Origin of the sequence: Corallococcus sp. AB049A (assembly GCF_003668885.1) — a bacterium.
GTDB lineage: Bacteria > Myxococcota > Myxococcia > Myxococcales > Myxococcaceae > Corallococcus > Corallococcus interemptor.
Map to the genome: position 1 here is coordinate 1 of NZ_RAWL01000340.1, position 9559 is coordinate 9559.

7 protein-coding genes are annotated in these 9559 nt (G+C 70.9%); 5 read left to right on the forward strand and 2 right to left on the reverse strand.

Going from position 1 to position 9559, the window contains the following annotated elements:
* Positions 1-224 precede the first annotated feature (224 nt).
* Complete coding sequence (locus tag D7X55_RS44230) at positions 225-1145, forward strand: hypothetical protein (RefSeq protein WP_199747199.1); 921 nt, start codon at positions 225-227, stop codon at positions 1143-1145.
* A gap of 71 nt (positions 1146-1216) precedes the next feature.
* Here the strand turns inward: D7X55_RS44230 and D7X55_RS29035 are convergent, their stop codons facing one another.
* Positions 1217-3253 (reverse strand): c-type cytochrome, encoded by a 2037-nt coding sequence (locus tag D7X55_RS29035; RefSeq protein WP_121724754.1) that lies wholly within the window; start codon positions 3251-3253, stop codon positions 1217-1219.
* A 258-nt stretch (positions 3254-3511) separates the two neighbouring features.
* Between D7X55_RS29035 and D7X55_RS29040 the strand changes: the two genes are divergently transcribed.
* On the forward strand, positions 3512-5041 hold the full coding sequence (locus D7X55_RS29040; protein ID WP_121724755.1) for a cell wall metabolism sensor histidine kinase WalK: 1530 nt from the start codon (positions 3512-3514) through the stop codon (positions 5039-5041).
* Entirely contained in the window at positions 5038-5751 is a 714-nt protein-coding gene (locus D7X55_RS29045) for a response regulator transcription factor (RefSeq protein WP_120549397.1), read from the forward strand. Before D7X55_RS29040 ends, D7X55_RS29045 begins: the two co-directional genes overlap by 4 nt.
* Positions 5752-5757: 6 nt before the next feature.
* Here the strand turns inward: D7X55_RS29045 and D7X55_RS29050 are convergent, their stop codons facing one another.
* Positions 5758-6456 (reverse strand): bifunctional 2-polyprenyl-6-hydroxyphenol methylase/3-demethylubiquinol 3-O-methyltransferase UbiG, encoded by a 699-nt coding sequence (locus D7X55_RS29050; protein ID WP_120549398.1) that lies wholly within the window; start codon positions 6454-6456, stop codon positions 5758-5760.
* A gap of 217 nt (positions 6457-6673) precedes the next feature.
* Here D7X55_RS29050 and D7X55_RS29055 point away from each other — a divergent pair, with 217 nt between their 5' ends.
* Together D7X55_RS29055 and D7X55_RS29060 are read left to right on the forward strand one after the other, a co-directional pair.
* On the forward strand, positions 6674-8383 hold the full coding sequence (locus D7X55_RS29055; RefSeq protein ID WP_121724756.1) for a hypothetical protein: 1710 nt from the start codon (positions 6674-6676) through the stop codon (positions 8381-8383).
* An 80-nt stretch (positions 8384-8463) separates the two neighbouring features.
* Positions 8464-9429 (forward strand): WD40 repeat domain-containing protein, encoded by a 966-nt coding sequence (locus D7X55_RS29060; protein ID WP_147470249.1) that lies wholly within the window; start codon positions 8464-8466, stop codon positions 9427-9429.
* Positions 9430-9559 lie beyond the last annotated feature (130 nt).

The following is a 9559-nucleotide window of genomic DNA, read 5'->3' on the forward strand; positions in this document are numbered from 1 at the left end:
CGCCAGGGCCAGGAGCGACAGGCTGAGGAGACCGGGGAGGCGCATGGAGGAAGGCAGGCAGCCTAGCCCACGCCCTGGCGCTGAACGAGGCAAAGCCTGCCCACTCCCCCGCCATCCGGTCGCGTCCGGAAAGTGGCAGCCGCGCCACAATGCTGATGACGGGGGCCGGGCACGGTCTACCATCCGCGCCCGCGCGCATGGCGTCGGCGAGGAGAGCCAACGGGATGAGGTTCGGACGGGGTGCACTGCTGATGGCGCTCGCCCTGGGCGCGTGCAGCAGGCCCGGTGCGGGCACGGCGGCGTCGGACGCGGGGGCCACCGGACTGCCGGGGCGGCCGTCGCCGTTGATGCTGCCCTCGTGCGAGGAGCTGCTGCCGGCGGACCTGCGCGACCTCACGCTGAACGGCTTCACGATGAAGGAGGACCGCGCGTGTCCCACGTGCGGGCCGGTGTGCTCGCTGCGTCCGGCGGCGCAGGCGGACGTGTCCGTGTCGGTGGCGTATGACTGCCAGCCGAGCTACGCGAACGCGGATGTCCGCGCGCTGCTCGCGCCCACGTTGAACGCGGGCGGCGAGGAGGTCCCGGCGCTGGGCAAGGCCGCCGCGCGCCGCAATCCCGTGCAGGGCATGACGCAGGTGGTGACGTGGGATGACGACACGCCGTGCGTCGTCATCGTGACCTGGCTGGGGGATGACCCGGACCGCGCGCTGGACGTGGCCCGTCTCGCGGTGACGTCGCATCACGGCGTGGTGGAAGCGGACGCGGGCACGGAGCCTCCGGTCGACGCGGGGGACAGCCTGCTGCTGGATGCGCCGCTGGAGCCGCTGGACAGCCTCACCACGCCGCGAGCGGGGACGACGGCCACGCTCTCCGCGCCGTCGGGAACGCGCGCCGTGACGCCGCCACCGGTGGTCCCCTCCCCTCGTCCCGTCGTGCCGGCTCCGCAGAGGCCCGTGCAGAAGCCCGCGCCGACCGCACCCGCACCGGTGACGCAGAAGCCGCCGGCAGCCACACCGCCTGCGACGGTGCCTGCCGCGACACCGCCCGCGCCCGAGACGCCGAAGCCGTCGACTCCGGCGCCGCCACCCGCGACACCCTCGCAGTCCGAGCCGGCGGCACCGGCCTCGGGATCCGACGGTCAGTGACCCGCGAGGCCGGCCTCTTCTGGATCCGGCCACCAGCTCCCCGTGCACCCAGGCCCCCCGCCAGTCACGGGCTACAGCGTCTCCAGGTACGCGACCAGGTCGTCCATGTCCGCGTCGGACAGCTGCGCGGTCATGCCGTGCTGGTTCGACTCACGGCCGTTCATCAAGCGGGCCTTGAGCGTGGGCGCGCTGCCGTCATGCAGGTACGGCGCGGTGCGGCCCACGCCCAGCAGCGACGGCGTGTTGAGCCCCGCCTTGATGACCGCCACCGCGTCCTGCAGCTCACCCGTGCGCACGAACGTGCCCACGTCCACGTTGCGGTTGTCCGTGAGCGCAGCGCCCGTGTGACACGTGTCGCACTTCGCCTGCGTGAAGAGGGCCGCGCCTCGCGCCTGCGACTCCGTCAGCGGCTCGCCCCGGAACGCGTTGTCCGGCGCGGGGATGGCGTCGATGAACGCGCCCAGCTTCGCCACCGTGTCCTCGTTCAGCTCCTGGCCGCCCATGCGGTCCTTCACCGTGGCGCTCATGAAGTCCCCCAACGCGGAGAACTCGCCGCTCCAGTGGAAGGGCGCCGTCGCCGTCGTCATGCGCCCCGCCAGGCTGGGCGTCTGGCGCGGGCCGTCCGGGAAGCCCCACACGTGGCCATCCTCGCGGCCCTCCAGGTGGCACGACGCACAGGACACCGCCACCGCCGGGCTGGTCATCCGCCGGTCCACCGCGCTGAAGAACAGCCGCCGGCCCTCCGCCGCCATGGGCGACAGCGTGTCGCCCGCGATGACCAGGCGCTCACCCTCCTCGCGGATGTCGCCCCACTCGTTGCCGCTGGACCCCAGCGTGGTGACCGTGTGGTCGAACGCGTTGTAGACGTACGCCTTGCGCCCATCGCGCGTCATCGCGATGCCGTTGGGGCCCGCCCCCACGGCAATCAGCTGCCGCACCGGGCTCGCCTCGTTCACCAGGTCCGAACCGGAGCGGCGCCACGAGGGCAGGATGGCCACGTTGTTCGAGTCCTGGTTCACCAGGAACAGCCACGCGCCCGTGGGGTCCACCACCGCCGCCGAAGGCCCCTGCAGGGGCGCGTCGAACGCGGGGCTCGCGATGAGCGACGTGGGGTAGTCCGGCTTCTCCTCCGGCGGCGGCCTGCACTCGTCCAGGTCGTCCACCACCGGCCGGGGCGCTTCATCCTCCGCGTCGAAGGTGACGAGCCCCGCGGCCACCACGCCGCCACCCGCCGCCGCGCCGCACGGCGTCCCGCCGCCGTACATGGAGTCCCCCGTGTCGGGGCCGCGGCCATCCACGGGCCCGCCCAGCGGATCCTCGCGCGACCACAGCACCGGCGCGAAGAGGCGCCGGCCGTCCGGCGTGCTCAAGAGGTCCACCATGCCGCGCGACCGGAAGGTGCGCGGGCCCGTGTCCACGGACGGCGGCTCATCGAACGACGAGGAGCCCCCGCCGGACGTGAAGGACGACGGCCGGTTCGCCTTCGCGAGCAGGTCCGTGCCGCCGCGCATCACCCGGGGCTTGTTCCCGTCCGACAGGTCCACCGTCACCACGTCGCCCTGCCGGAACAGGGACACCGCCGCCTTGCGGCCGTCCTCCAGGAGCGCGATGCCGCGCGGCTCCTCGCCCAGCGGCAGCTCCCAGCGCGCCGTGAGCGTGTCCGTGTCGATGGCGGTGAGGCTGCCCCGCGCGGCGGACTCCCGCGTGGCGCTGTTCACCACGTACAGCGTGCGCCCATCCGGCGACACCGCGAGCCCCGTGGGCTCCACGCCCACCGGGATGCGCGCGGCCTCCACCGCGTCGCCCTTGCGGATGACGGACACGCTCCTGCCGCCCCGGTTCGTCACGTACACGGTGTCGTCCGGGCCCACCGTCACGCGCTCCGGACGCGGGCCCACCCGCACCTCGGACACCTTCTCCCGGCGCGCGGTGTCCACCACGGCGAGGATGCCGTTGTCCGCGTCCACCACGTAGAGCAGCGAGTCATCCCGGCTGAGCGCCACGGACCCGGAGGCGTTGCTCCAGGTGCCCGCCACCTCGCGCTCCTTGCAACCCGACAGCACCAGCGTCGTCACCGCGCACAGCGCGGCCCATCCCTGCCGTCGCATCGGAAATGCCATCCCCTCCCGCGGGAGACTCGCGCGCGTTCCTCCAGCCCCACCCCGCGCGCATGCCCCACGGCCTGTCCGGAAGCGTGCCGGCCCTGCTCACACGCCTTCCCGGGAGCCGCATGCTCGCCCAGCCGGCCACCGGAAGTCGACGCCTTCTCCACCCGCCGTGTGGCTCCGGACAATGTCGGGAAGAGTCCCCCCTCCCCCAAAAGCCGCGAGCACCCGGCCCCGGTCGCGTGTAGACACTCAGGAGCCGTGTCCCGACCCGCGCCCGTCATCCTCAGCTTCCGGCGTACGTTCGCGCTGCTCATCCTGCTGGTCGTGCTGCCCTCGGCCGGCCTGTCCGGCTTCGGCGTCGTGGCCATCATCAACGAGCGCGCCGCCGTGGAGAAGCGCCTGGAGGCCGCGTGGCGGGGGACGCTGGCGGACCTGTCCGCGGAGGTGCCGCGCGCGCTCAGCAGCGGACGGCTGGAGCAGTGGGGGGACCGGCTGGCGTTCGTCCTGCCGGACGAGCAGGAGCTGTCCGACCCCGAAGGCACCTTCCACGTGGAGAACGGCCTGGTCCGCACGAAGGACCCGCAGCTGGCGGAGGCCCTGGCGGCGCTGGTGCCGGAGGCCGCCTCGCTGCCCACGGTGCCCACCGTCTTCTCGCTCGCCACCAACGGCCGCACCGTGATGGTGGCCGCGGAGCGCCAGGGCGCCACCGTGCGGGGCGTGCGGCTGTCGAACATCGCGCTGGACGCGCTCCTGTCGGACAAGGCGCAGGGCCGGGCCACGTCGGAGCCGGTGCGCTTCACGCTGTTGCCCGTGCCTCGCGACGCGTCCAGCGAGGGTGGCCTCGTCAACCGGCTGATGTCGGAGGTGGCGCAGGCGCGGCAGAACGCGCTGGGGCCGCCGGTGCTCGCGGAGCGGGTGCTGTCCGCGCCCCTGCAGGACTTCCGCCTGGTGGTGCTGCCCCTGGGCGAGGACCCGGTGGCGAGCGCGTCCACGCGCAACCGCGTCGTGTACGGCGTGCTCCTGGGCCTGTTCTACCTGACGCTCACCTTCGGCGTGGGCTACACGGCGCGCGTGCTCTACCGCGAGGCGCGCCTGTCACGCATGAAGACGGACTTCGTGTCGCTGGTGAGCCATGAACTGCGCACGCCGCTCACCTCCATCCGGATGTTCATCGAGACGCTGGCCCTGGGCCGGCTCAAGGACCCGGCGCAGCAGCAGGAGGTGCTGGACCTGCTCACGAAGGAGACCGAGCGCCTGTCGGACCTCATCGAGCGGGTGCTGGACTGGGCGCGCATCGAGAGCGGCCGCAAGGTGTACCAGCGCGAGTCCCTGCCGGTGACGAACGTGGTGGACGTGGCGGTGGCGGCCTTCCGCACGCAGCGTCACGGCGACGGCATGGAGTTCACCGTGAAGGTGGACGACAACCTGCCGCACGTGGAGGTGGACCGGGTCGCGGTGGCGGGCGCGCTGCTCAACCTGTTGCAGAATGCCTACAAGTACAGTGGGCCCACGAACCGCAGAATCGCCCTCCGGGCACAGAGAGACGGCGGATACGTGAACCTGTCGGTGGAGGACAACGGGGTGGGAATCGCCAGGAAGGACCGCAAGCGCATCTTCGAGCGCTTCTACCGGGTGGACAACCTGCTCACGCGCAAGACGGAGGGCAGCGGCCTGGGGCTCGCCATCAGCAAGCGCATCGTGGACGCGCACGGCGGCCGCATCACCGTGAAGAGCGAGCCCGGCCAGGGCAGCTGCTTCACCCTCCAGCTTCCGGTGACCCGCGAATGAGCACGTCCGTTCCTTCAGACGAAAAGCCCCAGCGCATCCTGGTGGTGGAGGACGACCTGTCCATCCTCACCGGCGTGTCCATGAACCTGCGCTTCGAGGGCTACGAAGTGCTCCAGGCCCAGGACGGCCGCACCGGCCTGGCCAAGGCGCTGGACGAGGCGCCGGACCTGCTGGTGCTGGACCTGATGCTGCCGGAGCTGAACGGCTACGAGGTCATCCGCGAGCTGCGCCAGCGCGGCCGGGACACGCCCGTGGTGGTGCTGTCCGCGCGGGGCCAGGAGTCGGACAAGATTCTGGGCCTCAACCTGGGCGCGGATGACTACGTGGTGAAGCCCTTCGGGCTCCAGGAGCTGCTCGCGCGCATCAAGGCGGTGCTGCGCCGCCGGTTCGGGGCCACGGGCACCACGCCGCCGCCGGTGACGTTCGGGGACGTGAAGGTGGACCTGTCCCAGCGCACGGTGGCGCGCGACGGGCAGCCGGTGGAGCTGACGGCGCAGGAGTTCAAGCTGCTGGCGCACTTCCTGGCCCACCCGGGCCGCACCTTCACCCGCGAGGAGCTGCTGTCCGGCGCGTGGGGCTACCACTACGAGGGCAGCGCGCGCACGGTGGACAACTTCATGCGCCAGCTGCGGCTGAAGTTCGAGGCCGACCCGGAAGCGCCCCGGCACTTCCTCACGGTGCGCGGCCTGGGCTACCGCTTCGAGCGGTAGCGGCGCTCACGCCCCGGCGACGCCAATCTGCCGCAGGTCCTCCAGGTCGAAGGGCTTGCCGTCGAAGCGGCCGTAGCGCTCGCGCAGGGTGAGGCCGCTGGCGATGAGGGCGTTCTCCAGCTCCTCCGGCAGGAAGTGCTTCAGCTTGAGGCGGCGGATGGGGCTCTGGCCGCCCGCGGGGCGCCGCTCGCGCAGGTGCAGGGCGAAGAGGGGGCGGCGGGGCTCCACGGCGGCGCCGGGCTCGTCGTCGTCGCGCGGCAGCACGGGTTCGCGCGGGGCGTTGAGCACGTCGTAGATGAAGGTGCCGCCGGGGGCCAGGTGGTGGCGCACGGTGGCGAGGAACGCCTCCAGGTCATCAGGGCCGGACATGAGGCCCAGCGCGTGCTGCGGGGCGAGCACCAGGGGGAACTGCTCCTCCAGCCGCAGCGCGCGGGGGTCCGTGGCGATGAGGCGCGTGCGCGCGGAGACGTCCGGGGATTCGGAGGCGCGGCGCTCCTCGGCGGAGCGGATCATCGCCTCCGAGGGGTCCACACCCACGGTGGAGAAGCCATGGCCCGCGAGCGCCCAGGGCACCCGGCCATTCGCGGCGCCCAGCACGAGCACGGGTCCGCCGTGCTCGGCCGCCTGCCGTGTGTAGAAGACGAGGTCCGGCTCCTGTCCCACGAGGGACAGCGGGGTGCGGCCGCGTGCGTCGTTCCCTGCCATTGCCCAGGCCCTAGCACGGTTGGGGGCCGCTTCGGGACTCCCGCGTTCACACCGTGGGTAAAGGGTTGCCCACCCGGTATCGCTCGGCCGGCGCGCACTGCCCGTGTTCCGACGGTTGGCGGCCTTAAGGGGCTGGCACCCTCCTTGCCTTGATGGGCGCGAACAATGGCTTCGCGCCGGGGGACCTTCCCCGGACCAGTGTGAGGTGGACGTCAATATGAAGCACGGGTGGCGGTGGACGGGGGCGCTCCTCCTGGCGGGAGCGCTGGGGTGGACGGGCTGCGGAGGGGACGACAAGGACACGACCCGGGTGGAGGTGCCAGTCACGCCCGTGGACGAGGACCCGCGGCTGCCGGACGCCGGCACGGGTGAGGTGGACGCGGGCACGCAGGTCCCCGACGCGGGCACGGGTGAAGTGGACGCGGGCACCGGCACGGTCGACGCGGGCACGGACGCGGGCACCGGGACGGATGCGGGCACCGGGACGGATGCGGGGACGGACGCGGGGGTTCCGGAGAAGATCCAGACCTATCCCCGCCCCTCGGCTCCGGGCTGGACGTTCTACAACCAGGAGCAGGGAGCGCCGCGCTACGTCTACGGCATCACCGCGGACCAGGGCGGCAACATCTGGGTCGCGGGCGGAGAGGAAGGCCTGTTCCTCATCAGGAAGGGCTCCAACACCATCCAGCGCTTCACGATGTCCGACGGCCTGCGCCCCTACGGCAGCATGCGCGACGGCGTGGGCAGCCCACCGCCGGGCGTGCCGTACCTCAAGGTCATCTCCGTGGCGGGCGGCCCGGCGGGCACGGTGTTTGTCGGCTACGCCGGCAAGCCGCCCAAGGCGGGCATGCCCACCTGCGAGGATGAGTGGGACCAGGCCCTCATTGACAAGCGGGAGCCGGACGCGAGCGTCTACAAGAGCGGCGACGCGGACAGGGTGACGCTCAAGGCCGACGGCTCGATTGATGTCATGCACTATGACATCCACAGCGGCCCCAACACGGTGGGCGCGGAAATGCGTGGCCGCGAGAAGCTCTGCACCATCTACCGGATCGCCTATGACCCGGTGAAGGAGGTCGTCTGGTTTGGCGGCAACCACGGCTTCGCCATGGGCGATGCGAAGTTCAACGGCGTCGTTCCCGCCTACTGCTGGGATCCCCGTCCCTGGAATACCAAGCCCGCTCCTGGGGAGGATCCCGTGAAGTGGGATTACGGTTGCGCGGGCATGTACGAGCACGCACACCCGGCCATCTCCGGCCCCAAGGGCGAGCTGCTGTCGGACCGCTACTACGGCATCGCCATCACCGAGAACCACGACGTCTTCTTCGGTGGGCAGATCCGCTCCACGCGCTTCCGCTACGGCACGAACAACTTCGACTTCTGGGATGCCCAGTCACAGACCGAAGACAAGGGTTATGAGTGGAACCGCTTCGACATCTGGGCCGACAAGGTGCCGAACTACCCCAAGCCTGAAGAGCGCGTGGACGACAACGTCTCCGGCATGGCCATGGCGGGCAGCGGCAGCGGCGACGTCTGGGTCAGCTCCTTCTTTTACGGCCTGGCCCGCCTGAGCGCTGACGGCACCGTGCAGACCAAGGTGATGCAGGACCTGGTCAACTACACGCCGGCCAAGGGCACCACCCCCGCGATGGCGCCGACCTCCTCCATCGCGACGGACCCGTGGGATGGCAGCCTCTGGGTGGGCGCCAACTGGTGGGGTGGCATCACCCGCCTGAAGGGCGGCAGCACGGTGAAGTACAGCGGTGACGTCTTCGGCAACACGGTCACCTCCTTCAGCAGCGTGTCTGACATCCAGTTCGACCGCTCCGCCGGCAAGCGCCGCGTGCTCGTCGCCTTCGAGGGCGTCAAGAACGAGAAGACCGGTGTCGTCACCCCGGGCCTCATCGGCATCTACGAAGGCGACTGACGCAGCATCCACATCGAAGTCATGACTCGGCCGTCCTTCCCGTCACGGGGAGGGCGGCCGTAGTCTTTGGAACCCTGCCCATGAGCTCTTCCATTTTGACGCCTGGTAACGCGAAGCATCTGGAACAGATACGCCAGTTCGGCGAGCCCGGAGCGGGGCCCACCTATCGTGGACAGATGCTGTTCTGCGACAACAGCGCCAACCTCCTGGTTTCCGTGGAGCACGGAGGGGCCGAACGATTACGCTGGTGGGCCCTTCAAGACATGACATCCGCCGCGCGAACAACCCTTCCTCTCCCACGAGGAGTGGCAGCGGTGGTTCCGCCAGGCGGTCAGGTGGTTCTCTCGGTCACGGTCGGGGGCGAGTTGCAGGAGTGGGCCGCAAGCAATGGGGCCTTGCTGCGAAGCACGAAGCTTGAACTGTCCGTCGCGGACATGTGCCTGGGCTCCCAGGGTGACACGCTGCTCATCGCAGACAGCGGGGGGCGGCTCTTGCTTTGGGATGTGGGCCACTGGAGGCCCGTGCGGGAACTGGAATCAGTTTCCGCGCGGATTCATGGCTGTGCACTCTCCGAGGATGGAACCGTTGCAGCGGCGGGAACGTCCGTTGTGCAACCGGATGGCGCTTCCCAGGCGAGGGTCATGCTCTGGAACACCCAGACCGGTAGACGGTACGCAGTCATTCCCGACGAGGCTTTCCACATCTGGGACGTGAGCTTCGCGCCATCCACGCGACTCCTCGCCGCCGGCACGTCCGTTGACCGGATCCTCCTGATTGACGCGGACCGGGCGGCCGTCGTCCGCACCTTGGAGGGCCCTGCCCCAGGGGCCTATCGCCTGGACTTCAGCCCCGACGGATTGCTCCTGGCCGTCGGAACAGACAATGGGGGGTTCTGCATCGTCGGTGTCGCGGATGGCGCGGACCTCTTTTCGTACTCCGACTGCAGCGACATGCACGCCAGCCCAGCGGTGTTCACCCAGGATGGACGGTCCGTCGCCTGGGCGGAGGGGTCGGGCCAGGTAGGAATCTGGGCGGTCAAACGGTAGCGCCAGCACCTCGTGTAGACGTGCCGCACCGTGCCCGGCCGTCCACCAGCCGGGCATCGGCTTCAGACAGACAGCCCGCGCGGGCCCGAAGCCGTCTAGAATCCCCGGCCGCTCATGCCTCCCGTTCCTC